The organism is Rhizobium sp. H4, assembly GCF_003013335.1.
Lineage (GTDB): Bacteria > Pseudomonadota > Alphaproteobacteria > Rhizobiales > Rhizobiaceae > Rhizobium > Rhizobium sophoriradicis.
In genome coordinates, this window is sequence record NZ_PSOW01000006.1 from 279,640 (window position 1) to 303,977 (window position 24,338).

Consider the following 24,338-nt stretch of genomic DNA (forward strand, 5'->3'; position numbering starts at 1 on the left):
GCCGGGATAAACCGATCAAGGCGAGCCTTCCCAATTCTCTACCTGCAGGTCCGCCACGCGCTCGAATTCCCTCAGATTGCGGGTGATCAGGACGAGGCCGCGCGCAGCGGCCTGCCCGGCAATCAGGACGTCATAGGGGCCGATGGGCGTTCCCGATGCTCGCAGCGCTGCGCGAACTTCTCCGGCCTTGCGCGCGTCGTTCCGGTCAAATTCCAGTATGGCGAATTGTAGCGCATCGATCCGCGCCAGATTCTCATCGATATGCAAACTTTTGTAAGCGCCGTAAAAGAGTTCATGCGCGACGATCGCCGGCATGGCGAAATCCGTTGGTGTGTGCTTGCGCAGTTCGGCGATGAGGCGGTCATTGCCCTTTATCAAGGCAATGACGGCATTTGTATCGAGCAGGTACTTCATTTGAAGAAGTCGAGGTCAGGTCGTTCCTGTTGTGCAGGCTGCTCTTCTGCTGCTGTCGCGAAGTCGGGATCGACCGGACCGATCACGTCAGCCAGCCAATCCCAATTGTCGGAAATCGGTTCGAGAACGATCGCACGCCCTTGGCGCCGGATGGTGACACTATCGCCATCAAAGCGGAATTCCTTCGGCAAGCGGACGGCTTGCGAACGCCCTGACCAGAAGATTTTTGCGGTTTCCATGTCACGGCCCTCGGTGAGATATGACAATGATATATAGCAACTCGACTTACATTTCAACCAAGCCGGATATAGGGCACGTCCTTCTTCATCACCTCATCCAGCGCCTCTTCGTAGCCCGCGTCAGCATACCGCATGACGCCCAAGGCGGTGTCGTTGGTCAGCGCGTGGTCGAGCCGCTCGTCGGCGGCTTCGGTGCCGTCGGCGATGACGGTGACGCCGCAGCTCGTCATGTAACCGGCATAGCCGCCGCCGCCGGAATGGACAACGACGAGATCGGCCATCGACGAGCAGAGCATCATCGCGTCGATCAGCGGCCAGTCGGCGATCGCGTCGGAGCCGTCCTTCATCCGCTCGGTCATGATATTGGGATGCGCCATGGCGCCGGCATCGAGATGGTCGCGCGAAAAGGCGACCGGGCCTTTCAGTTCGCCGCCTGCGACCAGCGCATTGACGCGCAGCGCCAGCATCGTACGTTCGCCGTGGCCGAGCCAGGCAATGCGGGCCGGCAGCCCCTCGAAGGGAACGTGCTCGCGGGCCAACCGGATCCAGTTGGTGATGATCTTGTTGTCGGGAAACATCTCGAGCAGCAGATCGTCGATCCGGGCGATATCGCTCTCCTCGCCGGACAGCGCCATCCAGCGGAACGGGCCGATCGCCCGGGCAAAGAGCGGCCTCAGATAGGCCTCGGTGAAGATCGGAATGTCGAACGCATTGGCGACGCCGCCTTCTTTCGCCTGGGTGCGGATCAGGTTGCCGTTGTCGAAGACCTCGGAGCCGCGTTTCTGGAAGTCCAGCATCGCCGTGACATGATCGACGATCGAAGCGCGGCTTGCGGCCATCAACTGCCCCTGGCCATCGTCGCGCAGTTCTCTCACCTGATCGAGGCTCATGCCCTTCGGCACATAGCCGTAGACGAGGTCATGCGCCGAGGTCTGGTCGGTGACGATGTCGGGCACGATGCCGCGCCTTGCGATTTCGGGATAGACTTCCGCCGCATTGCCGACGAGGCCGACGGAGAGCGCCCGCCTGTCCTTCACCGCCGCGTCGATCATCTCAAGGGCGGTATCGAGATCCGGTGCGATCTCCTGGAGATAACCGATCTGCTGGCGCTTGCGGGCGCGCTCCGGATCGATGTCGACGCAGAGGATCGCAGCGCCCGCCATGCGGCCGGCGAGCGGCTGCGCCCCGCCCATGCCGCCGAGACCGCCCGTCAGCACGAAGCGGCCGGCGAGATCGCCGCCGAAGCGCCGCTCGGCAATGCGCATGAAGATCTCGTAAGTGCCCTGGATGACGCCCTGGCTGCCGATATATTGCCAGGCGCCTGCCGTCAGTCCGCCCCAGCAGATCAGTCCCTTGCCCTGCAGCTCGTAGAATATCTCGGCTTTCGCCCATTGCCCGACGATATTGCAGTTCGCCATGATGACGAGCGGCGCCTTGGCGTGCGTCTTCACCAACCCGATCGGCTTGCCGGACTGGATCAGCAGCGTCTGATCCTCTTCCATCTCGGTCAGCGCTTTGACGATGCCCTTATGCGCGGCCCAGCTGCGGGCCGCCTTGCCGAGCGCGGCATAGACGATCAGGTTTTCGGGATCTTCGCCGACGGACAACACGTTTTCGAGCAGCCGCAGCAGCGCTTCCTGCCGCCAGCCCTTGGCGCGCAGCTCGGGCCCGCCGGGGATCGGAAATTTCGGATGACGCGGATTGGCCTTCGGCATGGTTGTTCCTCGCTTGGTCTCTGGTTTCCCTTCTCCCCAACGGGGGTCCGAAGGACGGGTCGAGACCTGTGGCTCGACCCCGGTCGGTGGCGCGAAGGGTCGGATGAGGGGCGGCACGGCAGGACCGATATGTTGCCCTTCGCTTGCGCTCAAGGCATTCGCGGCTCTGCCGCTCACCCCCTCATCTGTCCTTCGGACATCTTCTCCCCGCTGGGGAGAAGGGGGAATAGCTGCGTTACTTCCCTGGCAGCGATTTCACGTAGGCGAGCGCGCTGTCCAGTAAACGCCGTCTCAGCCCATCGTCGCCATAAACCTCGGCCGTCGCCCGCACCCAGCCTTGCATCACCCGCTCGCCGGAGAGCATCTGGATCACGCCGGGCAGGGCGAGCGCCCAGCCGTCATTGCCCTTGCCGAGGCGGATCAGCATGCCGTCACTGCGCGCGCCGCAAAACAGATTGCCGTTCAGCAGGAACGCCCGGCCGCCGAACATGGATTTTTCCGTAAGCCCCGGCCGGTCGCCAACTTCCTCGCGCAGCAGGCCGGGATCGCGCGTCATGGTTCAGGCCTTCGTTTCCAGCGCATAGCGGGCGACCTCGATCCCCATCGCCTTTTCGACGACGGGATAGACGGTGGGATCAAGCACGCTTGCCGATAGCGGGATGATATCCTTCGGCACATGCAGGATGAAGACCCGCATGCCTTCCCTAAGCTGGCCGACGCTGAGCGGCTCGCCCTCCTGAGACAGCGTGGTGATGACTGCGGGGAAGGTGGCAAGCCGGCCGCCATCGGCGTCGTCGACGGCCATATACTCGTTCATCACATGCAGCGTCACCGATTTTGCCCCCGAACCGACGATAACCGTGCCGATGTCGAAGGCTTCCCTGGTGTAGACGACGTCCTTTCTAGATATCACGCCCTCGGCGAGGATATGCCCGCCCGTCGTTTTGCAGATCGCATGGATAACAGCGGGCCCGCCGCGTTTCTCTGCCGCGATGATCGCCTCTCCGAGCGTAAGCGCCATCGAGATGCCGCCGAGTGCCGCATGGCTGCGGACATAGGAAGCGCGCAGCGGATTGCGGCAGCTGGCGATGAAGCCGCCGGATTGATCGGCGGCGGCACGCAGCACCGGCGAGATTTTCGCCGTCGCCCCCTTCACCACCAGTTCGATATAACGGTTTTCGGCGCGATTGCCGCCGACGGCGGTCTGGATCATCGGCTCAGGCGAGCCGGCCATGCCGATCGAGCCCATGTCGCCGGTGGGATGGGCGCGGATATCGCCGACGGCGTCGACCACCTTGGTGCCGAGGATCGCCGACGGCAGCCAACCGTTTAGCGTCGAGGATTTGCCGTTCTGGCCGATAATCAGCCCGGAAAGCTTTTCGCCCAGCGCCTCCTGCAGGAGTTGCACGGCTTTGACGTAATCGATGCCCTGCATTTCCCAGGGGGTGGTGGAGGCCGGCGCGCCGATGGCGGCGGCCGTCGCGATCCAGTCATCGTCCCGCAGTTCGTCGATCGACACCAGCTCCGGCTTGCCTGCATTGACTGCCGCAAGCCCGAGCATGCGCCCGTGATCGGCCCAACCGCCACCGCCGGCGGCATAGACGGAGCCGCCCTTGACGGCGGCTTCGACGTCCTTCTCAACCAGTATGCGTCCCATCCGCCTTCTCCCGCTTCGAATCCGTGTCCATCTCGCGCACCGCCTCGAACAGCACGGCGGCGCCGATCGCGATATCGTCATTGTCGGCCCACTCGTCCTCGCAATGGCTGCGGCCTCCCCGGCAGGGCACGAAGATCATGGCCGCCGGCGCCACCTTGGCGATCCAGGCCGTGTCGTGCCCGGCGCCCGAGGCCATGCGCCGATATTTCGCGCCGACACGTTCGCAGGCGGCCTCGAGCGCCGAAAGCAGCCCGGCATCGCCCGGCGTCGGCAGATTGTCGGATACCCGGGTCGGCGCTTCGATCCTCACGCCATAGGCGGTCGCCAGCTTTTCGACATGGCCTTCGAGCCAGCGGCAGAAGGCCTCCATATCGGCGCGAATTTCAGCGCGGCCGTCGATCAGCAGCGCGACTTTCGACGGCACGACATTGGCGGCATTCGGCTCGACTCTGAATTCGCCGACCGTCGCGGCAAAATGCCCCGGCGTCTTGGCCAGCTCGGCGGCGGCGTTACGGATGTCGAGCACCAGCTGGGATGCCGCCACCAGCGCATCGGCCCGCCGGTCCATCGGCGTCGTGCCGGCATGGTCAGCCCGTCCTTCGACAGTGATTTCGATGCGGGTAATACCTGCAATCGCGGTGACGATCCCGACATCCTCCCGTTCGGCTTCGAGCACCGGTCCCTGCTCGATATGCAGCTCGAGAAAGCCGGCAATATCCGGCCTCTTCTGCTGCGCCAGGACGCCAGGCTCGCCGCCCACCTGGGCAATGCCTCCGGCAAGATCGAGACCGCCGCTGACGCGCGAAAGCCAGGACTCCGGCAGTTGCCCGGTCATGCCGCGGCTGCCGATGCAGGAGACGCCGAAGATGCTGACTTCTTCGGCGAGGAAATCGACAATCTCCAGATCGTGGTCGAGCTCGATGCTCTGGTCGCTGAGCGCGCGTGCCACCTCAAGCGCCGCGATCACGCCGGCAATGCCATCAAAGCGGCCGCCGTCCGGCACCGTGTCGGAATGCGAACCGAGCATGATCGTGCCTAGCCATGGTTTGCGGCCGGTGCGCCGGCCGATCAGATTGCCGGCCGCGTCGATCCGCGTTTCCAATCCGGCCGCCTTCATCCGGGCTTCGAGATAGCTCCGGCCTTCGCGAAAGAGCGGCGAGAAGGCCCGCCGCGTCCAGGGATGTCCCGGCTCGGTAATTTCGGCCAGCGCCTCGATATCCTCAGCGATCCTGTTGGCATTGACGGGAGGATTGCGGCTCATGCACCAGCTCCCGCAATGACGTGGCGCGGCGGCGGCCGGACGAACCGGCCGGTGCCGGGTTTGGCCAGCACCTTGCCCCCCTCAGCGATCTTTTCGCCGCGCAGGTAGGTGGCCGCCACCGTCCAGGGCAGGGCAATGCCGTTATAGGGGCTCCAGCCGACGACATTGTTGCCGCTTGCCGATGCATCATAGATCGTGTCCCGCGGTTCCAGCACGGCGATATCGGCATCTTTGCCCGGCCTCAGCGCCCCTTTGATATGGTCGAGCCGGAAATGCTTGGCCGGATTCTCCGCCATCAGCCTGGCTGCCCATGTCAGCGGAATGCCGCGCTCGATGGCGCCTTTGACGAAAAGCGGCACCATCACCTCGAGTCCGGGCACGCCGGATGCGTTGGCGAGCATGTCGGAATTGGTCTTGCGGTTTTCCGACCAGCTGACGTGATCGGTCGAAACCAGCCAGACATCGCCCTCGGCCACCTTCCGCCAGAGCTTCTCCACCTCGGCGCGCGGCCGCAGCGGCGGATTGATCTTCGCCTTGCCGCCGAGGCGCTTGACGTCGTTCTCTTCGTCGAGCGTCAAATAATGGATGCAGCATTCGACCGTCGCCGCAAAACCGTCACGCCGATAGGCGCGGGCGATATCGTAGCCGCGCCCGAGCGAGCAATGCACCACATGCGCCGGGCAGCCGGTCGCGGCACCCGTTTCGAAGATCGTGTGCATGGCCAGGAGTTCGGTGATTGGTGGCCGCGACAGGCCGTGCGCCCGCCAGTCGGTGATGCCGCGCGCCTTCACCTGCTCGATATAGCTGCGCACCGCCTCGTCGTCTTCGTTGTGCACGCCTGCCCTCAGTCCGGTCGGAGCGATCGCCGCAAAGCAGGCGTCGAGCAGGGCCGGCGGGATACGCGGAAAACGCTTGGGATCGGTGCCGAAGGTCGAGAATTTGAAGGCCGCGACGCCCGCCTCGACCATCTCGCCGATCCGCGCCGGGCCTTCTTCCGGATCGACGGTGCCGTAAAGCGCGAAGTCGACACGCGCCTGCTGCCCGGCATGGTCGATCTTGCGTTTCACCGCCGCCGCCGAGCAGACGAGATCGCCCTCGTCATAGGGCATGTCGACGATTGTTGTCACGCCTCCGGCCGCCGCCGACCGCGTCGACCAGATGAAATCCTCCTGATCCTTCTGGGAAAGCGAGTGCACCTGGGCGTCGATCGCGCCGGGCAGGATCAGTGCTTTGCCGAGCAGATGCCGTTCGCGCGCCGCAGGCGGCACGCCGAGGCCGACCTCGGCGATCTTGCCGTCGCGGGCGGCGACATAGCCCTCTTCGAGGATGCGGTACGGCAGCACCACCGTGCCCTGCAGAACGAGATCGAAGTCCATGTCGCTTCCTCCCTGGGCTGAAATCAGACCGTTGCCGGCTGGAGCGTGATGCCAATAGCGTGACGTTTGTCGGATGGCATCATCTGGTTAATGTAGAACAGGATCCAGATTTTCAGGCCTTCGCCTGGCATCATCCTGTTCGGCTCGCCAGCCGCTCCTCGATGGGCTCCGGCGAGCCGAGTGCGAAGAAATCGTCGAAGGAGGCGATTGGCACCTGTTCGGTCAGTTTTGTCAGAAAGTCGTCCGATCCGAGCTCTTCCTCGATCGCCTCCACCTCGGCCGAAAGCGGCCGGTCGACGGTATAAAAGGCCGCATGTTTGCGCACGACCTGATAAAGCATGCCGGCAACACCCTTCGGTTCGTCTCCGAGAATGTCGATTGCCTGGGCCGAGAGCAGCGCCTCGAGTGCGGCAAGCCGCTTCAGCGCCTGCATCTGCCGCTCGAAGCGCTCGATGACGAGCGGCAGGAAGGCCGCCTCGTCCTCCAGGCCGGCCGCCACGACCAGCGACTGCGCCGAAACGGGACCGGACATCGACAAGACGCGCGAGAAGATCTCGCCGGCAAGCTTGATGATCGGCCCGAAGCCGGTGGCGATCCGACCCGGCGGCACCAGATTGACCGGCAGGTCGCGTCGCTGGCCGTTGCCGAGAATGACGCAGCGGTTGAAGGCGTTGCGCGCCGCATGCGCCATGCACAGCGCCGCCGATTCGAGCAGGATCGTCACATCGAGCGGCAGCGATCCACCCGAGGTCATCACCCTGCCTTCCACCACCACGGGATTGTCGTCCGAGCGGCCGGTGGCGGCAAGGATCTTATGGCCTGTTGACAGCAGGTTTTCGATGACCGCACCGAACACCTGGGCGATCATGCGCAGGCTGAGGGGATCCTGCACATGCGTTGCAACCGGCCAGTTCCATTCCTCCGACGCATTGCAGAGCCAGGCGCCGATCAGCGCCTCGCGCGCCGTGCCGACATGGCGGACGGCCTTCCAGGGGTCGCGGGAGGCGCCGAGCGCGCCGGCCGCCATCATCGCCGTCGCCAGCAGGACGCGGATCGAGGCCGCCGCATTGCGTGTCGTTTCCGCCGCCGCGGCAAAGCTCACCGCATTGACGCTCAGCGAGGCGAGGCTGTCGCGGGGCGCCATCCGCACCGGTTGCAGTCCCGCGGCCCGGAAGGCGTCGGCTGCCTGCATCCGATTGCCGCGGTAGACCGCTTCGCCGACGCCGGTCAGCACCGCGCCGATCTGCCCCATCAGGCCGATATCGGCGCAGCCGATCGAGCCGGTGCGGCGCACGACCGGAATGAGATCGGCCTCGAGCATCCTGATATAGGCCTGGATCAGCTCGGGCGTGCAGCCGACCTGGCCGGTCAGCGCCGTATTGACGCGGATCGCCATGGCATTGCGCACGACGTTGCAGGAAAACGGCGTGCCGGTGCCGAAATGATGGGCGCGCACCAGGCCGAGATTGAAGGTGTCGAGTTCGTCGGCCGACCACTCCACATCCTTCATGGCCCCGACACCTGTTGTCGAGCCGTAGACCGGCATGCCTGAGGCGATCGCATCCTCGACAATCTCGCGGGCGATGGCGATGCGGGCCATGCCGGTCGGCGAAGCAGAAATCGTCGCCTTGCCCGCACCGATAGTCACCATCTCGGCAAAACCAAGCGGTCGTCCGGAAAGTTCGATGCCGGGGCGTTCGTGCTGCATGTGCCAGATCTCCTAAACGGTGAGACTAAGCGAGCCCTCCGTTACATGGGATATCCTAAATGCCGAACACAGCATGTTATCGGGAGGCGGTCAGCTCAGCATCCAGGCAATATAGAGAAGCGTCAATGCGATGACCCACAGCGCGATCCTGGCCGAGCGGTTGTGCCGTGCTTCCGCCTTGCCGATCGCCTCGGCTGTCTCCTCGTCGAAACGCAGGCCGTGCTCGCTCATATGCAGGAGCTGATGGTGGAATTTTTCGGTCTTTGCGGCAATTTCCGGCACTGCTTCGGCAAGCTTGACCGCCGCCTTCAGCCCGTCCTTGAGATCAGTCGCGATCCGCTTAGGCCCGAGATTGGTGCGAATCCAGTCGCCGACGACGGGCTCGGAGGCTTTCCACATGTTGAAACGCGGGTTGAGCATGCGCGACACGCCCTCGACGACGACCATGGTCTTCTGCAGCATCACCAGTTCCGGCCGTGTCGCCATGTCGAAGAGTTCGGTCACTTCGAACAGCAGCGTCAGCAGCTTGCCCATCGAGATCGTCTCGGCCGGCTGTCCATGGATCGGCTCGCCGATCGCCCGGATTGCCTGGGCGAAGCTCTCGACATTGTGGTGGCCGGGTACATAGCCCGCCTCGAAATGCACCTCGGCGACGCGGACGTAATCGCGGGTGATGAAGCCGTAGAGGATTTCGGCGAGGAACCGCCGCTCCTTCTTGCCGAGCCGCCCGACAATGCCCATGTCGACGGCGACGATCATGCCACCGGCATCGACGAAGAGATTGCCCGGGTGCATGTCGGCATGGAAGAAGCCGTCGCGCAGCGTATGGCGCAGGAACGACTGGATCAGCGTGTCGGCGAGCAGGTTGAGATCGTGGCCGGCCGCGCGCAGCCCTTCGACGTCAGACATTCTCGTGCCGTCGATCCACTCCATGGTGATGACGTCGCGGCCCGTGCGCTCCCAGTCTACCTTCGGTACGCGGAAGCCGGGATCGCTGTCGGTATTTTCGGCGATCTCCGAAAGCGCTGCCGCCTCCAGGCGAAGATCCATCTCCACCTTCGTCGTCTGTTCGAGCGTCTTCGTCACCTCGACCGGCCGCAACCGCCGGCTCGACGGCATGAAACGCTCCTGCATATGGGCGACGAGGTACATGGCCTCGATGTCGTGCGCAAAACGCTGGCGCACGCCGGGTCGCACGATCTTGACGGCGACCTTCTTTCGGCCTTGCGGTGTCTCCACTTCGGCCGGGTGCACCTGTGCGATCGAGGCGGCGGCGATCGGCTCGCCGAAGCTCGCATAGAGTTCGCCGATCGGCCGCCCGAGCGAGCCTTCGATATTCGCCTTGGCGGCAGCCGAGGGAAAGAAGGCCATGCGGTCCTGCAGCTGCGACAGGTCGTTGGCGAATTCGACGCCGACCACGTCAGGCCGCGTCGCCAGGAACTGCCCGATCTTCACATAGGAGGGACCAAGCCGCTCGACGGCTTGCGCCAGCCGGTCGCTGCGCTTCTGATGCTTTGCCTTGCTTCGCTCGAAAATCGTGACGACGGATTTGGCGAGCGCGACCGAAGGCGGCAGGCCTTCGGAAGGAAGCGCCGAGACGACGCCCTCACGCACGAGCACCCAGCCGACGCGCCAAAGGCGGAAATAGGCTCCGAAAGTGCTCATGCCGAAATGCTCCGCCGAGGGAGGTTTGTCTTTATTTCCCTCATTCCCTCAGAGCTTCCAGCCGGAATGCAGTGCGGCGATGCCGCCGGTATAATTGGTGTAGCTGACGCGCGAAAAGCCGGCTTGGCGGATCATCGCCGCGAAATTCTCTTGGTTCGGGAATTTGCGGATCGATTCCACCAGATACTGGTAGGGTTCGGCATCGCCGGTGATCGCCTTGCCGAATTGCGGAATGGCGTTGAACGACCAGGCGTCATAGATCTTGTCGAGCAGCGGCATGTCGACTTCGGAAAATTCCAGCACCAGCAGCCGGCCGCCGCGCTTCAGCACACGATAGGCCTCAGAGAGCGCGATATCGATCCGCGGCACGTTGCGGATGCCGAAGGCGATCGTATAGGCGTCGAAGCTGGCGGGCTCGAAAGGCAGCGTTTCGGCATTCGCCTCGATGAAGGTCAGATTGCCGGAAAGCTTCTTCTTTTCCGCCCGTTCGGCGCCGACGCCGAGCATCGAGCCGTTGATGTCGAGCACGGTCGCATGCGCCTGCCGGCCCGAAGCCTCGACGATGCGGAAGGCGATGTCGCCGGTGCCGCCGGCAACGTCGAGCACCTTGTAGCCCGGTTTCTTGCGCGGATTGAGCGCGGCGATCATCGCATCCTTCCAAGCGCGGTGCATGCCCATCGACATGACGTCGTTCATGATGTCGTAGCGTTTGGCGACCTTGTGGAACACCTGGTTGACCATGCCCTGCTTCTCGCCGCCGGGCACTTCGCGAAAGCCGTAGGAGGTCTCCATGCCGCCATCGGCGGAAGTGCGGCTTTCTGACATCAGGCTGCTCCGTTCCTTCAAGATTCGGGCACGCGGCCATAGCGAAAGACCGCGCGCGACGTTATCACTGGGCCGCGCTCTCCGCGGCTCACTGGCGCTATAGCGCACATCGTCCTCGGTTGAAACACGTTCGATATAGATGGGTTAAGATGCCGGAATTGCCAGAAGTCGAAACGGTCAAACGCGGGCTGGCGCCGGCGATGGAAGGGGCTCGCGTCGCAAGGCTGGAGCTGCGCCGCAGGGACCTGCGCTTCCCCTTTCCCGATGCCCTGGTGGACAGGGTTTCCGGCCGCACCATTATCGGGCTTGGCCGCCGCGCCAAATATCTGCTGGTCGATCTCGACGACGGCAATACGCTGATTTCCCATCTCGGCATGTCGGGTTCCTTCCGCATCGAGGAGGGGGCCGTTTCCGAAACACCGGGCGAATTCCACCATGCCCGCACCAAGGACGAGAAGCACGATCACGTCGTCTTTCATCTCGAGGGCTCGGGCGGCCCGCGCCGCGTCGTCTATAACGACCCGCGCCGTTTCGGCTTCATGGATATGGTAAGACGAGCCGATCTTGCCGCCCACCCTTTCTTCCGCGATCTAGGCCCGGAGCCGACGGGAAACGATCTCGGCGCCGCCTATCTCGCCGACCGTTTCCGCGACAAGGCGCAGCCCTTGAAGAGCGCGCTTCTCGACCAGAAGAACATCGCCGGTCTCGGCAATATATATGTCTGCGAAGCGCTATGGCGTTCGCATCTTTCGCCGATTCGCGCCGCCGGCACCCTGGTAACGCCGGGCGGCAAGCCGAAGGAAAAGCTCGGCCTGCTCGTCGCCTCGATCCGCGACGTCATCGCCGATGCCATAGCCGCCGGCGGATCGTCGCTGCGCGACCATATCCAGACGGATGGATCGCTCGGCTATTTCCAGCATTCCTTCTCCGTCTATGATCGCGAAGGCCAGGCTTGCGGCACGCCCGGCTGCGGCGGTACGGTCGCCCGTATCGTCCAGGCGGGTCGCTCCACCTTCTATTGCGCCGCCTGTCAGAAATGAGAGAAAACGGGAGACCAGCATGGCTTACGAGACCCTGATCGTCGAAACCCGAGGCAATGTCGGCCTCGTCACGCTGAACCGCCCGCAGGCGCTGAATGCGTTGAACTCCACCGTCCTCAAGGAGTTGAAGGCGGCCTACGCCTCCTTCCATGCCGACGAGGCGATCGGCGCCATCGTCATCACCGGCTCCGAACGCGCCTTTGCCGCCGGCGCCGACATCAAGGAAATGCAGTCGCTCCAGTTCGCCGACATCTATAAGAGTGATTTCATCAGCGGCTGGGACGACGTCGCCAAGGCCCGCAAGCCTGTCATCGCCGCCGTCAGCGGTTTTGCCCTCGGCGGCGGCTGCGAGCTCGCCATGATGTGCGATTTCATCATCGCCTCGGAGACGGCGAAATTCGGCCAGCCGGAAATCACCCTCGGCGTCATCCCCGGCATGGGCGGCTCGCAGCGGCTGACGCGCGCCGTCGGCAAGGCGAAGGCGATGGATCTTGTCCTGACCGGCCGGATGATGGATGCGGCGGAAGCCGAACGATCGGGACTCGTTTCGCGTGTGGTGGCGCCCGAGCGTCTGCTCGACGAGGCGCTTACCGCGGCGGAAAAGATCGCCTCCCTTTCGCAGCCCTCGGTGATGATGGCCAAGGAGGCGGTCAACCGTGCCTTCGAAACGACGCTGGAGGAGGGGCTCCGCTTCGAGCGCCGCCTGTTCCACAGTCTCTTTGCCACCGATGATCAGAAAGAAGGCATGGCGGCCTTTGTCGAGAAGCGCAAACCTGCCTTTAAGCACCGTTGAATGCTTTTCGGCGCTTCCGGCTGGAAAGCTTGAAAATCCGCGTTGACGTGGGCAGGCTTTAGGGTTATATGCCCGCCCACGGTTCGGAAAGCCGCTCTGGTTTTCCGCGATTGCTCCCGCATTGCTGGATTTGGTGGCCGCAGGGCCCGCGGTAATGGCGGAGTTTGTTCGAATTCTTGAGAGAGGCATCCATGGCCAATACAACTTCGGCGAAAAAAGCGACCCGCAAGATCGCCCGCCGTACCGACGTCAATAAGGCTCGTCGCTCGCGCGTTCGTACTTTCGTTCGCCAGGTCGAAGAGGCTATCGCATCCGGTGACGCCGACAAGGCGAAGGCCGCTTTCCTGGCCGCTCAGCCGGAGCTTGCCCGCGCCGCCAGCAAGGGCGTGCTGCACTCCAACACGGCATCCCGCAAGGTCTCGCGCCTGGCCGCTCGTGTGAAGGCTCTTTCGGTCTCCGCGACCGCGTAATCTTCCATTAACGACCTCCTCGTTATGATTAGCCCGGTAATTTTACCGGGCTTTTTCGATTCCGCTGTTTGGCCTCTTCATGGTTAATCGCACGACTGTTTCGTGTCACTGCCATGACAGGAAAAGTCCATAAAAAACAATGACTTGCGATAGGATGCTTCGGCGCCGCGCGACTCTGGCCTGCGCTCCGGTGACCCTGGGCGAGTCAAGAAGATTTTTATTTTTTTTCTTTCATTGCGTGTCAAAATAGCCCGAACGGGGAATCTCCTTGATTCAAAAGCGATTCTTTTTTGACGGTGGTGTGACGCCCGAAAAGGGCGGGCGGAGTCAATGGCCGCATCTTAAATTTGCGTAAAATTCATCGTTGATCTTGCCATTTGATCCTGCCTAAATGGCTTTCAACAAAGGGCGCGGACATCACCTGCAGAGGCTCGGTCTTAACTGCCACGTCGGCAGGGCGATAGGTTTGTACCATTTGTTACGGAGCCTTGCGCTTCCGTTTTTTCAAGCACTCGACGGATTTGAGCCGTAACGTGGCTGTTACGGGGCAGGGATGTTTTGTGCCTATGGCAACCCCACGTTTAACGTGAGGCTGCGGGATAGGGGATAGTAATATTGCGTTCGGGCTGGTCGGCCGAAAACGAGGTTTGACCGCCAGCCTGGCATGGAAAGCCGATGAAGGTACCGCATGAACGCGGTCCCTGCACCGGAGTTCTGTGCCGTGTTTGAGTGAACCGGCAGGCGAGCGGCTTCATGAGGATGCCGCCAGCCCGTCAAAGGCGGGGAATGCTCGGGCGGCTGTTTTAGCGGAGGCCGGCCGGTGGAATTGAAAGGCGGCACTATGCAGATGAATACGATGACGGCAGGCGGGCACGACAATGGGGATGCGGCACCGCAGGCGTTCGGCTCCATTCGCCTTGAAATGGGAGAAGCAAAGGCGGAAATGAAGCAGAGCATATTGTTCGAGCGCGTCAGCGCGCGCTTGAAGGCCCAGGTCGGTCCTGACGTCTATGCCAGCTGGTTTGCCAGGTTGAAGCTGCATTCGGTTTCGAAGAGCGTCGTTCGCCTGTCGGTTCCCACGACCTTCCTGAAGTCGTGGATCAACAATCGTTATCTTGATCTCATCACCGGTCTGTTCCAGGCCGAAGACCCGGAAATCTTGAAGATCGAAATCCTGGTGCGCACGGCAACGCGCAGCGGCATGAAGGGCGCCGACGAGGCGGTCCAGCCCGAGCCGGCCGCTCCCGCGCAGATGCGCCGCCCGGCAAGCGCCCAGCCGGCCAGCCAGGCCGTGCAGCAGGCGGTTTCGGCTGCTGCCGCCGCAAGGCCGGCAAGCCTGGGTTCGCCGCTCTTCGGCTCGCCGCTCGATAGCCGTTTCACCTTCGATACCTTCGTGGAAGGCAGCTCGAACCGCGTTGCGCTTGCGGCTGCCAAGACGATCGCGGAAGCCGGTTCCGGCGCCGTGCGCTTCAATCCGCTCTTTGTCCATTCAACGGTCGGGCTCGGCAAGACGCACCTGCTGCAGGCGATTGCCAATGCCGCGGTGCAGAACCCGCGGGCTCTGCGCGTCGTCTATCTGACGGCGGAATATTTCATGTGGCGCTTCGCCACCGCGATCCGCGACAACGACGCGCTGACGCTGAAGGATTCGCTGCGCAACATCGACCTCTTGATCATCGACGACATGCAGTTCCTGCAGGGCAAAATGATCCAGCACGAATTCTGCCATCTCCTCAACATGCTGCTCGACAGCGCCAAGCAGGTGGTCGTCGCCGCCGACCGCGCGCCCTGGGAGCTGGAATCGCTCGATCCTCGTGTCCGCTCGCGCCTGCAGGGCGGTGTGGCGATCGAACTCGATGCGCCGGATTACGAAATGCGTCTCGAAATCCTCAAGCGGCGCCTTGCGGCTGCCCGCCAGGAGGATCCGTCGCTCGAAATTCCGGCCGATCTGCTCCAGCACGTAGCCCGCAACATCACGGCCAGCGGCCGCGAACTCGAAGGCGCCTTCAACCAGCTGATCTTCCGCCGCTCCTTCGAGCCGAACCTGTCGATCGAGCGCGTCGACGAACTGCTTGCTCATCTCGTCGGCTCCGGCGAACCGCGCCGTGTCCGCATCGAGGATATCCAGCGCATCGTCGCCCGGCATTACAATGTCTCGCGTCAGGAACTGGTCTCCAATCGCCGCACCCGCGTCATCGTCAAGCCGCGCCAGATCGCCATGTATCTTTCGAAAACGCTGACGCCGCGCTCCTTCCCCGAGATCGGCCGCCGTTTCGGCGGGCGTGATCACACCACCGTGCTGCACGCCGTGCGCAAGATCGAGGAGCTGATATCGGGAGACACCAAGCTTTCCCACGAAATCGAGCTGCTGAAGCGGCTGATCAACGAATAATTGGTGGATTTTCCAGGACATTCGGCGGCCGGAAGCGATTCCGGCCGTTTTCCTTTATAAGCTTTTTATTCTATACCTCCGCCCATTCCGTGCACGCCGATCTGAAGCGGCGCGCATCGGACAAAATGAAAGCGCCGAAGCGGGCGCGTGGGAGGATATGCATGAGTTTCAAAAAGATCGCCGTTCTCGGCCTGGGCAAGGTCGGACGGCTGGCGGCGACGCTGTTGCATGAAGGCGGCTTCGACGTCATCGGCGTCGATGCACAATTGCCGCTGGGCGATTTGCCCTTCAAGTGCCGCACCGGCGATATTTCCGACGTTCAGGTGATCGGCGAACTGCTCTCCACTGTCGAGGCGGTGCTCTCCTGCCTGCCCTATCACCTCAACATCGAACTGGCCCGCGCCGCCCATCTTGCCGGCATCCATTATTTCGATCTGACCGAAGACGTTCCCACCACCAATTTCATCATCGAACTGTCGAAGACGGCCCGCGGCCTGATGGCGCCGCAATGCGGGCTGGCGCCGGGCTTCGTCGGCATCGTCGGCGCAAGCCTTGCCGACGGCTTCGATCGCTGCCGCTCGATCCGCATGCGCGTCGGTGCCCTGCCGCAACATCCAACCGGCCTTCTCGGCTATGCCTTCAACTGGTCGCCGGAGGGTGTCGTCAACGAATATCTGAACGATTGCGAGGTCATCGAGGGCGGTGTGCGCAAGCTGGTCTCGCCGATGGAATGGCATGAGACGGTCTATGTCGGCGGCGTCAAGCTCGAAGCCTTCACCACTTCGGGCGGTCTCGGCACCATGTGCGACACCATGCTCGGCAAGATCGACAATCTCGACTACAAGACCATGCGTTACCCCGGCCATATGGAGCTGATGAACTTCTTCTTCCATGAGCTTCTGATGCGCGACAAGCGCGCACTCGCCGGCGAGATCCTGACCAATGCCAAGCCGCCCGTCGAAGACGACGTCGTCTACGTCCACGTCGCCGCCGAGGGGACGGAGAATGGCAGCCTGCGCCGCAAGGAATTCGTGCGCGCCTATTATCCGATCGAGATTGCCGGCGCGCGCCGCACGGCGATCGCCTGGACGACCTCGGCTTCGGTCGTCGCCGTCATCGAGATGGTCCGCGATGGGCTGTTGCCGGCGACCGGCTTCCTGCACCAGGAGCATATTCCGCTGGAGATGTTCCTGAAGACGCCGACCGGCAGCCTGTTCAAGGCGGGCGCTACTACAGCGCCGCGCGTCTCTTCAGGCGCGCAAAGGACGCTGTAGCACTTTGAATTGCTGCATATTTATCCTTAAATCGATTTCGATTTAAGGAATTATGCAGCGGCCACGGCTGAAAATGATATCGGCGCGGCGGTAAGGTTATCACTGGAAACAATCCGTTGTCCGACATCAGCAGGCGAGGTCGGCGACGACGGAATCGAGGATCAGCATGCCGGCCGGTGTGCAGCGCAGCCGTGAATTGCCGATCCGCTCGATGAATTTATGCTCAAGCAGAAATTCTTCGCGCTTCGGGTCGAGCTCGCGGCCGGAAAGCTGCTGCCAGCGGGCGAGATCGACACCTTCCCGCAGCCGCAGCCCCATCAGCAGCAATTCGTCGGACTGCTCCTCATAACCCAGCCGCTCCTCGTCGAGAATGCCGTGGCCGTCGCGCTCGACCATGTCGAGCCAGGCTTCCGGCTTGCGCTCGGTCGCCGTCGCGATCTTCTCGCGGCCGCGCGTCAGCCGGCCGTGCGCGCCCGGCCCGATGCCGGCATAATCGCCGTAACGCCAGTAGGTCAGATTGTGCCGGCTTTCCGCACCCGACCGGGCGTGGTTGGAGACCTCATAGGCGGGCATGCCCTCGCGCGCGGTGATCTCCTGCGTCGCCTCATAGAGCACGGCCGATTGCTCGCCATCCGGCACGATCAGCTTGCCCGCCTTGTGCAGACCGTAGAAGGGCGTGCCTTCCTCGATGGTCAGCTGATAAAGCGAAAGATGGTCGACCGCGTAGGAGATCGCCTGCCTCAGCTCGCGTTCCCATTCCTCGACCGTCTGGTTCGGCCGGGCATAGATGAGGTCGAAGGACATGCGCGGAAAAATGTCGCGCGCTAGCCGGATCGCCTTCAGCGCGTCGGCGACATCATGCAGCCGGCCGAGGAATTTCAGGTCGCGATCATCAAGCGCCTGCACGCCGAGCGAGACACGATTGACGCCGGCTGCCCGGTAGCCGCGGAAGCGCTCGGCCTCGACGCTTGATGGATTGGCCTCCATGGTGATCTCGATACCGTCAGGCACGTGCCAGTGCCGGGCAATGCCGTCGAGAATGGCGGAAACCGTTTCCGGATGCATCAGCGAGGGCGTGCCGCCGCCGAGGAAGATGCTCGTCACCGTCTTCGGCCCGCTCATCGCCCGCACCGCCGCCGTCTCCTTCAGGAAGGCGGCGGCAAAGCGCTCCTGATCCACCGGCTGGTGGCGCACATGGCTGTTGAAGTCGCAATAGGGACACTTCGCGGCGCAGAAGGGCCAATGGACATAGACGCCGAAGCCGGGCTCGCCGGTATCGGGCAGCAGCGCTGCATCGCGCGGGGAGCTTGGCGTATCGAAATTGTCCACGTGGTGACCTTATGCCTCCAGGCAGGTTTCGACGAAGAGTTTGAAGGCGCGCGCCCGGTGCGACAGCGCCTGCGGCTTGCCGATATTCCAGCCGTGTTTTTCCTCGCCGCTCATCTCACCGAAGGTAACGCCGTAACCCTCCGGCTGGAAGACCGGATCGTAGCCGAAGCCCTGCGTGCCGCGCGGCGGCCAGACGACATTGCCTTCCACTTCGCCGCGGAAGAGTTCGGTATGCCCGTCCGGCCAGGCGAGGCAGAGCACGCTGACAAAACGCGCGGTGCGCTGTTCAGGCGTCGTGGCGCCGGCATCCTGCAGCGCCTTTTCCACCTTCGCCATCGCCATGTCGAAATCGCGCGTGCCGTCGGCTCTTTCCGCCCAATTGGCGGTGTAGACGCCGGGATCGCCGCCGAGCGCGTCGACCACCAGCCCGGAATCGTCCGACAGCGCCGGCATGCCGGCGGCATGGGCGGAGGCGACCGCCTTGATCGTCGCATTTTCCTCGAAGCTGGTGCCGGTTTCGTCGGGCTCGACGAAATTCAGCTCGGCTGCCGATTTTGCGGTGAAGCCGAGCGGCCCGATCAGTTCCTGGATCTCGCGGATCTTGCCGGCATTGTGGCTGGCGACAACGATGGTCTTCGTTTCAAGCTTGCGCATTCAGATATCCTGTTCGATGCCCCAGATTTTCGCCTCCGCGCATTCCAGGCTGTTGCCGGCCGGATCGCGGAAATAGATCGAGCGGCCGCCATTCGGCCAATGCACCTCGGATTCGATCGCCACACCTGCCGCCTTCAGCCGTTCGGCCATCGCATCGATATTGCGGCCGGCGACCCGGAAGCAGGCATGGCCCTCGCCGCTCGTGCCGTGCGGCGGCACCTGCAGCGCATTGGGCGCCGGCGGCTTGACCGTTTCCTCGGGGTTGAAGATCAGCAGCACGCCGGGGCCGCAGCGGAAGAAGACATGCCGGTTGGCCGCACGGGTGATCTTTTCAAGTCCGAGAACGTCTTCGTAGAAGACCTCGGCCGCATCGAGATCCCGCGCATAAAGCGCCGTTTCCAGCATGCCTTCCAGCATGGGGTTCATCCCGCAATCGCTTGTTTCTGCAGGGCGACGAGTTCGCCGATGCCGTTCTTGGCAAGACCCATCAGCGAGGTGAATTCCTCTTCGGTAAACGGCGTGCCTTCGGCCGTGCCCTGGATCTCGACGATGCCGCCGGCGCCGGTCATGACGAAATTGGCATCGGTCTCAGCCGAAGAATCCTCGAGGTAGTCGAGGTCGATCACCGCCTGGCTGGCGAAGACGCCGCAGGAGATGGCGGCGACATGATCCTTCAGGACCCGGTCAACCTTGATCATGTTGCGGCTTTCCATCCACTTCAGGCAATCGTAAAGCGCGATCCAGCCACCGGTGATCGACGCGGTCCGCGTGCCGCCATCGGCCTGGATGACATCGCAATCGAGGGTGATCTGCCGTTCGCCGAGCGCCTGCAGATCAACGACGGCGCGCAGGGACCGGCCGATCAGCCGCTGGATTTCCTGGGTGCGGCCACCCTGCTTGCCGGCGGCCGCCTCGCGCTTCATGCGTTCGCCAGTCGCCCGCGGCAGCATGCCGTATTCGGCCGTCACCCAGCCTTTCCCGGTATTGCGCAGCCACGGCGGCGTCTTTTCCTCGAGGCTTGCGGTACACAGCACATGCGTATCGCCGAACTTCACCAGGCAGGAGCCTTCCGCATGCTTGGAAAAGTTGCGCTCGAACGAGACCTTGCGCATCTGGTCGGTTTTTCTGCCTGAAGGCCGCATTCTTATCTCCTGGAGTTGCTGACCGCTTCTACGATTGGCTGCGCCCATTTGCAAATTCCCTTTTGCCACGGGGCTGAGTTTGACTATATTTTCGGGAAGCATCATCAGTGTGGGTTCGAGAGCTTCATGGGCATCAGGTCGACGTCGGTTTCAGATGCCGTTGCCGTGCTGGACGAGCGCTCCCGGGAAATCTTTCGCCGCATCGTCGAAGGGTATCTGGAAAGCGGTGAACCACTCGGCTCGCGCAATCTATCCCGCCTCCTGCCGATGTCGCTGTCGCCGGCCTCGGTGCGCAACGTCATGAGCGATCTCGAAGAACTCGGCCTGATCTATTCGCCGCATGTCAGCGCCGGCCGGCTGCCGACCCAGATCGGCCTGCGCTTCTTCGTCGATGCCTTCATGCAGATCGGCGATCTCTCCGCCGAGGAGCGGGCAAATATCGACCGTCAGGTGCGGGCCGAAAGTGGCGGCAATCCTGTCGAATCGATGATGAATGAGGCGAGCCGCATGCTGTCGGGCATTTCCCGCGGCGCCGGCCTCGTCATCACCTCGAAAAGCGATCCGGTGCTGAAACATGTCGAGTTCATCCGGCTGGAGCCGACAAAGGCGCTCGCCGTGCTCGTCGGCGATCACGACCAGGTGGAAAACCGCATCATCGAGTTGCCGGCCGGTGTCACCTCCTCGCAGCTGACGGAGGCGGCAAATTTCCTCAATGCACACATGTCCGGCCAGACCCTGCCGGAGCTGCGCAAACAATTGAGCCTGTTAAAGGATGATGTCCGCCACGAGCTCGATGCGCTCTCGCGCGATCTCGTCGAGCGCGGCATCGCCGTCTGGGCCGGCAGCCCGGACGAAGGAAAGCCCGCCCAGCTGATCATTCGCGGCCGCGCCAACCTGCTCGAAGGGCTCGGTGGCGCCGAGGATCTCGACCGGCTGCGCATGCTGTTCGACGATCTCGAAAAGAAGGACAGCCTGATCGAGATCCTCAATCTGGCCGAAAGCGGCTCGGGCGTGCGCATCTTCATCGGCTCGGAAAACAAGCTCTTCTCGCTGTCGGGCTCATCGCTGATCGTCGCCCCTTATCGTGACGATGACGATCGGATCGTCGGCGCTGTCGGCGTCATCGGCCCAACGCGGCTCAATTATTCCCGCATCGTGCCGATGGTGGATTACACCGCCCAGCTCGTCTCCCGCCTTTCGCGCAATCCGCTTTGACGCGCTTTAGCTCTTTGTTTTGATCCATGTCGTTATCCCGGAACCGCTGCACACTTCCGGGCGACATGCATTAGCGCGCAAGTCCGCGGAATTTTCGCTTCTTTGTCACGCAGACTTGATTTTTTTCGGTCAAACCTCGATATCGGGCGCATCTGAAGACACCAACCGGAGACCGTCATGATCGATGAAACGACGAAAAACGGACCTGACGCAACTGCGGCCGATTCCGCAGCCGACGCTGCCGCCTACGTCGAGAACGATACCGTGCAGGAAGAGACCGCCCAGCCAGACCCGCTTGAGCTTCTGAAAGCCGAAAACAGCGAGCTGCGCGACCGCTACCTGCGCCTTGCCGCCGAGATGGACAATCTGCGCCGCCGCACGGAGCGCGAGGTCAAGGACGCCAAGTCCTATTCGGTCGCCGGTTTTGCCCGCGACATGCTCGCCGTCTCCGATAATCTGCGCCGGGCGCTGGATGCCATCTCTCCGGAGGCCAAGGCCACGGCCGATGCCGGCCTGACCACGCTGATCGAGGGTGTGGAGATGACCGAGCGTGCCATGCTGTCGGCGCTCGAGCGCCATGGTGTGCGCAAACTCGAGCCGGTCGGCCAGAAGTTCGATCCGAATTTCCATCAGGCGATGTTCGAGGTGCCGAACCCGGAGGTGCCGAACAACACGGTCGTCCAGGTCGTGCAGGCAGGCTTCACCATCGGCGAGCGCGTGCTGCGCCCGGCCATGGTCGGTGTCGCCAAGGGCGGGCCGAAGCCGGCCGAAGCCGAAACCAACTCCGTCTTCGACGAGAAGGACGCCTGACATCGCTTCCTTCTCTTTTGTTGGAGAAGGAAGACAAAATCAGATGCGGGCGAAGCGTTCGATCAGCAGATCGAAGAAGCCGTCCGCATCGACATGGCGCATCACCTTCGCATTGCGCTTGCGCTCCGTCACATGCCACCAGTCGACCACGGTCATGCCGACGGTAAGCTCGGACTGCACCTCGATTTCGACATTGCAGTCCCGGCCCTGGAAAAGCTCCGGCTTCAGGAGGTAGGCGATAACCGTGGGGTCGTGCAGCGGCCCGCCGTCGGAGCCGTATTTCTCGATATCGAAGCGCTCGAAGAATTCCAGCATCTCGACCATCGCCTTTGCCGGCGCCGTGCCGATCTCGGCCATGCGCTTCACCCGGTCCTTGCGGGTCAGCAACTGGTGCGTCACGTCAAGCGGCATCATGACGATCGAAATACCGGAGCGGAAGACGATGTCGGCGGCTTCCGGATCGACATAGATGTTGAACTCGGCCGCGGGCGTGATGTTGCCGCCCTCGAAGAAGCCGCCGCCCATCATCACCAATTCGCGAATGCGCGGGATGATATCGGGTGCCTTCTGAAAGGCCATGCCGATATTGGTGAGCGGCCCGAGCGTGCAGAGCGTCACGGTTCCTTCCGGCTCGCGGCGCAGCGTCTCGATGATGAAGTCGACGGAATGGGCCGGCTGCAGCGCCATCGTCGGCTCGGCGAGCTCGGGACCGTCGAGGCCGGTCTTGCCGTGCACGTGCTCCGCCGTCACCAGCTTGCGGGCGATCGGCTTATCGGCACCGGCGAAAACCTTCGTCTCCGGCCGGCCGCAGAGCTCGCAGACGATGCGCGCATTGCGGCTGGTGAGGGTTAGCGGCACATTGCCGGCGACGGTGGTGATCCCCAGCACCTCCAGCTCGTCGGGGCTGCCGAAGGCCAGCATGATGGCGGCCGCGTCGTCCTGGCCGGGATCCGTGTCGATGATGATTTTTCTTGCGCTTGCCATGCGATCGTCCCGTCCTTGCCATGCCCGTTGCTGCGGCATGCACCACTTCTTCATTTCCCGTCACAAATCAGCACATGTCGCCACGGGAATGTTTTGATGCGAGGCGATAGCCGCTTTGTCAAGCAAGGAGACCGGTGCCGGCCATCTTAGGCTTGAGACGAGTTAAATTCGGGAGGCGTCGCCGATGGACCGCCTGTGCCTTGCAGCGCCGGGGTCCTGTCCCCATATTAGCGGCATCCGGATGCTGCGCTTGAGGTCCGGGATGGTCGCTTGCATCAAGGACTTGAAAAGAGATGAGCCGCATTACCCCTTTCGCCAGCCCGCTGCTTCTGGGCTTCGATGCCATGGAAAAGACGCTGGAGCGCATTTCCAAGGCGAGCGACGGATATCCGCCCTACAATATTGAACGCATCGCCGCTGACAGCGGCGCGCCGGAACGTCTGCGCATCACCCTTGCGGTTGCCGGCTTCAGCGAGGAGGAACTCGACGTTTCTACCGAAGAGAACCAGCTTGTCATCCGCGGCCGCCAGGTGGAACATGGCGAGCGGGACTTTCTCTATCGCGGCATCGCCGCCCGCCAGTTCCAGCGCACCTTCGTTCTTGCCGACGGCATGCAGGTGCTCGGCGCCGGCCTGAAGAACGGCCTGCTCTCCGTCGATCTAATTCGGCCGGAACCCGCGCGCATGGTCAAGAAAATTAACATTTCGGTTTCACAGTAGCACAACGGTTTGTCGAACCGTTGGTCCCTTCTTCCGGAGGAACAGGAATGTTGATGAAAGAAGCCACGTCTCACTTGACCAAATCCGAGCTTGCCCACATCGGCAACGGCGAGGTCGCCTATATCAGAAAAATGCGCACCGAAGAGGTCGCCAAGTGTTTCCCCGAGGCGCCGGATATCGATCCGAACGTCGATCTCTGGGCGCTCTTCGGTGCCGACGGCACGCCGATCCTGTTGACAGACAACCGCTCCAGCACCTTCTTCAAGGCTGCCGAGGACGAACTGAAGACGGTCAGCCTGCACTGACCGTCAGATAGCGCCTAATGTCGCGACGTTGCTTCAGGATGGGCTGATCGCCCGATGGTGCTGTGCCTGTGGCCCCCTCATCCGACCCTTCGGGCCACCTTCTCCCCGAGGGGAGAAGAGGGAGCAAGCTGTGCAGACACTGCCTAAAATGAACCTGTCTGCTTAAAGGCACTCCGTCCAAATGGGGCAGATGCCGAAGCGGCATTCTCCTTCTTCTCCCCAGCGGGGACTGTTGCATAACCGGCGTTGCAGCTTGGGTCAGGCGATTGCCGTCATCTGTGCTTGCCCCGCTTCGGTGTGTGGCGGGGTGATGGTGGCTGAATTTGATGATTTGGCAGGCATCTGGACGGA

24 protein-coding genes are annotated in these 24,338 nt (G+C 62.8%); 9 read left to right on the forward strand and 15 right to left on the reverse strand.

Going from position 1 to position 24,338, the window contains the following annotated elements:
- Positions 1-15: 15 nt before the first annotated feature.
- From C4N04_RS12095 to ubiE, 10 genes are all read right to left on the reverse strand, one after another.
- Positions 16-414 carry a type II toxin-antitoxin system VapC family toxin gene (locus C4N04_RS12095; RefSeq protein WP_096763037.1) on the reverse strand — a complete coding sequence of 133 codons (399 nt, stop codon included), beginning with the start codon at positions 412-414 and terminating at the stop codon, positions 16-18.
- Entirely contained in the window at positions 411-653 is a 243-nt protein-coding gene (locus C4N04_RS12100) for an AbrB/MazE/SpoVT family DNA-binding domain-containing protein (protein ID WP_038686430.1), read from the reverse strand. The genes C4N04_RS12095 and C4N04_RS12100 overlap by 4 nt, the downstream gene beginning before the upstream one ends.
- Before the next feature lie 53 nt (positions 654-706).
- Complete coding sequence (locus C4N04_RS12105; protein WP_096763036.1) at positions 707-2,368, reverse strand: urocanate hydratase; 1,662 nt, start codon at positions 2,366-2,368, stop codon at positions 707-709.
- Positions 2,369-2,603: 235 nt separating this feature from the next.
- A complete protein-coding gene (locus C4N04_RS12110; protein ID WP_096763035.1) occupies positions 2,604-2,924 on the reverse strand; it encodes a TfoX/Sxy family protein in 321 nt (106 codons plus the stop codon).
- A 3-nt stretch (positions 2,925-2,927) separates the two neighbouring features.
- Positions 2,928-4,025 carry a DUF917 domain-containing protein gene (locus C4N04_RS12115; protein ID WP_096763034.1) on the reverse strand — a complete coding sequence of 366 codons (1,098 nt, stop codon included), beginning with the start codon at positions 4,023-4,025 and terminating at the stop codon, positions 2,928-2,930.
- Entirely contained in the window at positions 4,006-5,286 is a 1,281-nt protein-coding gene (locus C4N04_RS12120) for a Zn-dependent hydrolase (RefSeq protein ID WP_096763033.1), read from the reverse strand. Before C4N04_RS12120 ends, C4N04_RS12115 begins: the two co-directional genes overlap by 20 nt.
- Entirely contained in the window at positions 5,283-6,662 is a 1,380-nt protein-coding gene (locus tag C4N04_RS12125; RefSeq protein ID WP_096763032.1) for an amidohydrolase family protein, read from the reverse strand. Before C4N04_RS12125 ends, C4N04_RS12120 begins: the two co-directional genes overlap by 4 nt.
- A gap of 130 nt (positions 6,663-6,792) precedes the next feature.
- Positions 6,793-8,370 (reverse strand): aromatic amino acid lyase, encoded by a 1,578-nt coding sequence (locus C4N04_RS12130; RefSeq protein ID WP_106796112.1) that lies wholly within the window; start codon positions 8,368-8,370, stop codon positions 6,793-6,795.
- A 90-nt stretch (positions 8,371-8,460) separates the two neighbouring features.
- The gene (ubiB, locus tag C4N04_RS12135; RefSeq protein WP_077991225.1) at positions 8,461-10,035 is read right to left on the reverse strand and encodes a 2-polyprenylphenol 6-hydroxylase; all 1,575 of its coding nucleotides are present in this window, start codon (positions 10,033-10,035) and stop codon (positions 8,461-8,463) included.
- A 48-nt stretch (positions 10,036-10,083) separates the two neighbouring features.
- Complete coding sequence (ubiE, locus tag C4N04_RS12140; RefSeq protein WP_096763030.1) at positions 10,084-10,860, reverse strand: bifunctional demethylmenaquinone methyltransferase/2-methoxy-6-polyprenyl-1,4-benzoquinol methylase UbiE; 777 nt, start codon at positions 10,858-10,860, stop codon at positions 10,084-10,086.
- Positions 10,861-11,009: 149 nt separating this feature from the next.
- Here ubiE and mutM point away from each other — a divergent pair, with 149 nt between their 5' ends.
- From mutM to C4N04_RS12165, 5 genes are all read left to right on the forward strand, one after another.
- The gene (mutM, locus tag C4N04_RS12145; RefSeq protein WP_096763029.1) at positions 11,010-11,900 is read left to right on the forward strand and encodes a bifunctional DNA-formamidopyrimidine glycosylase/DNA-(apurinic or apyrimidinic site) lyase; all 891 of its coding nucleotides are present in this window, start codon (positions 11,010-11,012) and stop codon (positions 11,898-11,900) included.
- A gap of 19 nt (positions 11,901-11,919) precedes the next feature.
- Positions 11,920-12,693: an enoyl-CoA hydratase gene (locus C4N04_RS12150; protein ID WP_106796113.1), complete on the forward strand. Its 774-nt coding sequence runs from the start codon at positions 11,920-11,922 to the stop codon at positions 12,691-12,693.
- A gap of 191 nt (positions 12,694-12,884) precedes the next feature.
- On the forward strand, positions 12,885-13,163 hold the full coding sequence (rpsT, locus tag C4N04_RS12155; protein ID WP_008524652.1) for a 30S ribosomal protein S20: 279 nt from the start codon (positions 12,885-12,887) through the stop codon (positions 13,161-13,163).
- An 841-nt stretch (positions 13,164-14,004) separates the two neighbouring features.
- Complete coding sequence (dnaA, locus tag C4N04_RS12160) at positions 14,005-15,555, forward strand: chromosomal replication initiator protein DnaA (protein WP_096763027.1); 1,551 nt, start codon at positions 14,005-14,007, stop codon at positions 15,553-15,555.
- 161 nt (positions 15,556-15,716) lie between these two features.
- Complete coding sequence (locus tag C4N04_RS12165; RefSeq protein WP_096763026.1) at positions 15,717-16,829, forward strand: saccharopine dehydrogenase C-terminal domain-containing protein; 1,113 nt, start codon at positions 15,717-15,719, stop codon at positions 16,827-16,829.
- Between the two features lie 126 nt (positions 16,830-16,955).
- Here C4N04_RS12165 and hemW read toward each other — a convergent pair whose 3' ends face one another.
- Genes hemW through rph form a run of 4 tightly spaced genes read right to left on the reverse strand, consistent with a single transcriptional unit; the run spans position 16,956 to position 19,954 of the window.
- A complete protein-coding gene (gene hemW, locus C4N04_RS12170; protein WP_106796114.1) occupies positions 16,956-18,158 on the reverse strand; it encodes a radical SAM family heme chaperone HemW in 1,203 nt (400 codons plus the stop codon).
- Positions 18,159-18,167: 9 nt separating this feature from the next.
- On the reverse strand, positions 18,168-18,812 hold the full coding sequence (rdgB, locus tag C4N04_RS12175; RefSeq protein ID WP_009988396.1) for an RdgB/HAM1 family non-canonical purine NTP pyrophosphatase: 645 nt from the start codon (positions 18,810-18,812) through the stop codon (positions 18,168-18,170).
- Positions 18,813-19,238 carry a VOC family protein gene (locus C4N04_RS12180; protein ID WP_097667067.1) on the reverse strand — a complete coding sequence of 142 codons (426 nt, stop codon included), beginning with the start codon at positions 19,236-19,238 and terminating at the stop codon, positions 18,813-18,815.
- A complete protein-coding gene (rph, locus tag C4N04_RS12185; protein ID WP_038686459.1) occupies positions 19,235-19,954 on the reverse strand; it encodes a ribonuclease PH in 720 nt (239 codons plus the stop codon). Before rph ends, C4N04_RS12180 begins: the two co-directional genes overlap by 4 nt.
- Before the next feature lie 126 nt (positions 19,955-20,080).
- On the opposite strand from rph, the gene hrcA reads away from it, so the two are divergent.
- On the forward strand, positions 20,081-21,169 hold the full coding sequence (gene hrcA / locus C4N04_RS12190) for a heat-inducible transcriptional repressor HrcA (RefSeq protein ID WP_096763023.1): 1,089 nt from the start codon (positions 20,081-20,083) through the stop codon (positions 21,167-21,169).
- 177 nt (positions 21,170-21,346) lie between these two features.
- The gene (grpE, locus tag C4N04_RS12195) at positions 21,347-21,979 is read left to right on the forward strand and encodes a nucleotide exchange factor GrpE (protein ID WP_038686462.1); all 633 of its coding nucleotides are present in this window, start codon (positions 21,347-21,349) and stop codon (positions 21,977-21,979) included.
- Positions 21,980-22,018: 39 nt separating this feature from the next.
- Here grpE and C4N04_RS12200 read toward each other — a convergent pair whose 3' ends face one another.
- Entirely contained in the window at positions 22,019-22,963 is a 945-nt protein-coding gene (locus tag C4N04_RS12200) for a nucleoside hydrolase (protein ID WP_096763105.1), read from the reverse strand.
- Positions 22,964-23,256: 293 nt separating this feature from the next.
- On the opposite strand from C4N04_RS12200, the gene C4N04_RS12205 reads away from it, so the two are divergent.
- Entirely contained in the window at positions 23,257-23,682 is a 426-nt protein-coding gene (locus tag C4N04_RS12205) for an Hsp20 family protein (RefSeq protein WP_009995207.1), read from the forward strand.
- A gap of 47 nt (positions 23,683-23,729) precedes the next feature.
- Positions 23,730-23,987, forward strand: a complete 258-nt coding sequence (locus tag C4N04_RS12210) for a DUF1150 family protein (RefSeq protein WP_008524631.1) — start codon at positions 23,730-23,732, stop codon at positions 23,985-23,987.
- The last annotated feature ends 351 nt before the right edge of the window (positions 23,988-24,338 follow it).

Excerpts from the sequence above, each read along its gene's own strand:
- rph (WP_038686459.1), bottom strand. The coding sequence starts at position 19,954 with ATGCGGCCTTCAGGCAGAAAAACCGACCAGATGCGCAAGGTCTCGTTC.
- C4N04_RS12115 (WP_096763034.1), bottom strand. The coding sequence starts at position 4,025 with ATGGGACGCATACTGGTTGAGAAGGACGTCGAAGCCGCCGTCAAGGGC.
- C4N04_RS12180 (WP_097667067.1), bottom strand. The coding sequence starts at position 19,238 with ATGAACCCCATGCTGGAAGGCATGCTGGAAACGGCGCTTTATGCGCGG.
- rdgB (WP_009988396.1), bottom strand. The coding sequence starts at position 18,812 with ATGCGCAAGCTTGAAACGAAGACCATCGTTGTCGCCAGCCACAATGCC.
- mutM (WP_096763029.1), top strand. The coding sequence starts at position 11,010 with ATGCCGGAATTGCCAGAAGTCGAAACGGTCAAACGCGGGCTGGCGCCG.
- C4N04_RS12150 (WP_106796113.1), top strand. The coding sequence starts at position 11,920 with ATGGCTTACGAGACCCTGATCGTCGAAACCCGAGGCAATGTCGGCCTC.
- C4N04_RS12205 (WP_009995207.1), top strand. The coding sequence starts at position 23,257 with ATGAGCCGCATTACCCCTTTCGCCAGCCCGCTGCTTCTGGGCTTCGAT.
- grpE (WP_038686462.1), top strand. The coding sequence starts at position 21,347 with ATGATCGATGAAACGACGAAAAACGGACCTGACGCAACTGCGGCCGAT.
- C4N04_RS12105 (WP_096763036.1), bottom strand. The coding sequence starts at position 2,368 with ATGCCGAAGGCCAATCCGCGTCATCCGAAATTTCCGATCCCCGGCGGG.
- ubiB (WP_077991225.1), bottom strand. The coding sequence starts at position 10,035 with ATGAGCACTTTCGGAGCCTATTTCCGCCTTTGGCGCGTCGGCTGGGTG.
- C4N04_RS12095 (WP_096763037.1), bottom strand. The coding sequence starts at position 414 with ATGAAGTACCTGCTCGATACAAATGCCGTCATTGCCTTGATAAAGGGC.
- ubiE (WP_096763030.1), bottom strand. The coding sequence starts at position 10,860 with ATGTCAGAAAGCCGCACTTCCGCCGATGGCGGCATGGAGACCTCCTAC.
- C4N04_RS12210 (WP_008524631.1), top strand. The coding sequence starts at position 23,730 with ATGTTGATGAAAGAAGCCACGTCTCACTTGACCAAATCCGAGCTTGCC.
- C4N04_RS12200 (WP_096763105.1), bottom strand. The coding sequence starts at position 22,963 with ATGGCAAGCGCAAGAAAAATCATCATCGACACGGATCCCGGCCAGGAC.
- C4N04_RS12165 (WP_096763026.1), top strand. The coding sequence starts at position 15,717 with ATGAGTTTCAAAAAGATCGCCGTTCTCGGCCTGGGCAAGGTCGGACGG.
- C4N04_RS12110 (WP_096763035.1), bottom strand. The coding sequence starts at position 2,924 with ATGACGCGCGATCCCGGCCTGCTGCGCGAGGAAGTTGGCGACCGGCCG.
- C4N04_RS12130 (WP_106796112.1), bottom strand. The coding sequence starts at position 8,370 with ATGCAGCACGAACGCCCCGGCATCGAACTTTCCGGACGACCGCTTGGT.
- rpsT (WP_008524652.1), top strand. The coding sequence starts at position 12,885 with ATGGCCAATACAACTTCGGCGAAAAAAGCGACCCGCAAGATCGCCCGC.
- hrcA (WP_096763023.1), top strand. The coding sequence starts at position 20,081 with ATGGGCATCAGGTCGACGTCGGTTTCAGATGCCGTTGCCGTGCTGGAC.
- C4N04_RS12125 (WP_096763032.1), bottom strand. The coding sequence starts at position 6,662 with ATGGACTTCGATCTCGTTCTGCAGGGCACGGTGGTGCTGCCGTACCGC.
- dnaA (WP_096763027.1), top strand. The coding sequence starts at position 14,005 with ATGCAGATGAATACGATGACGGCAGGCGGGCACGACAATGGGGATGCG.
- C4N04_RS12120 (WP_096763033.1), bottom strand. The coding sequence starts at position 5,286 with ATGAGCCGCAATCCTCCCGTCAATGCCAACAGGATCGCTGAGGATATC.
- C4N04_RS12100 (WP_038686430.1), bottom strand. The coding sequence starts at position 653 with ATGGAAACCGCAAAAATCTTCTGGTCAGGGCGTTCGCAAGCCGTCCGC.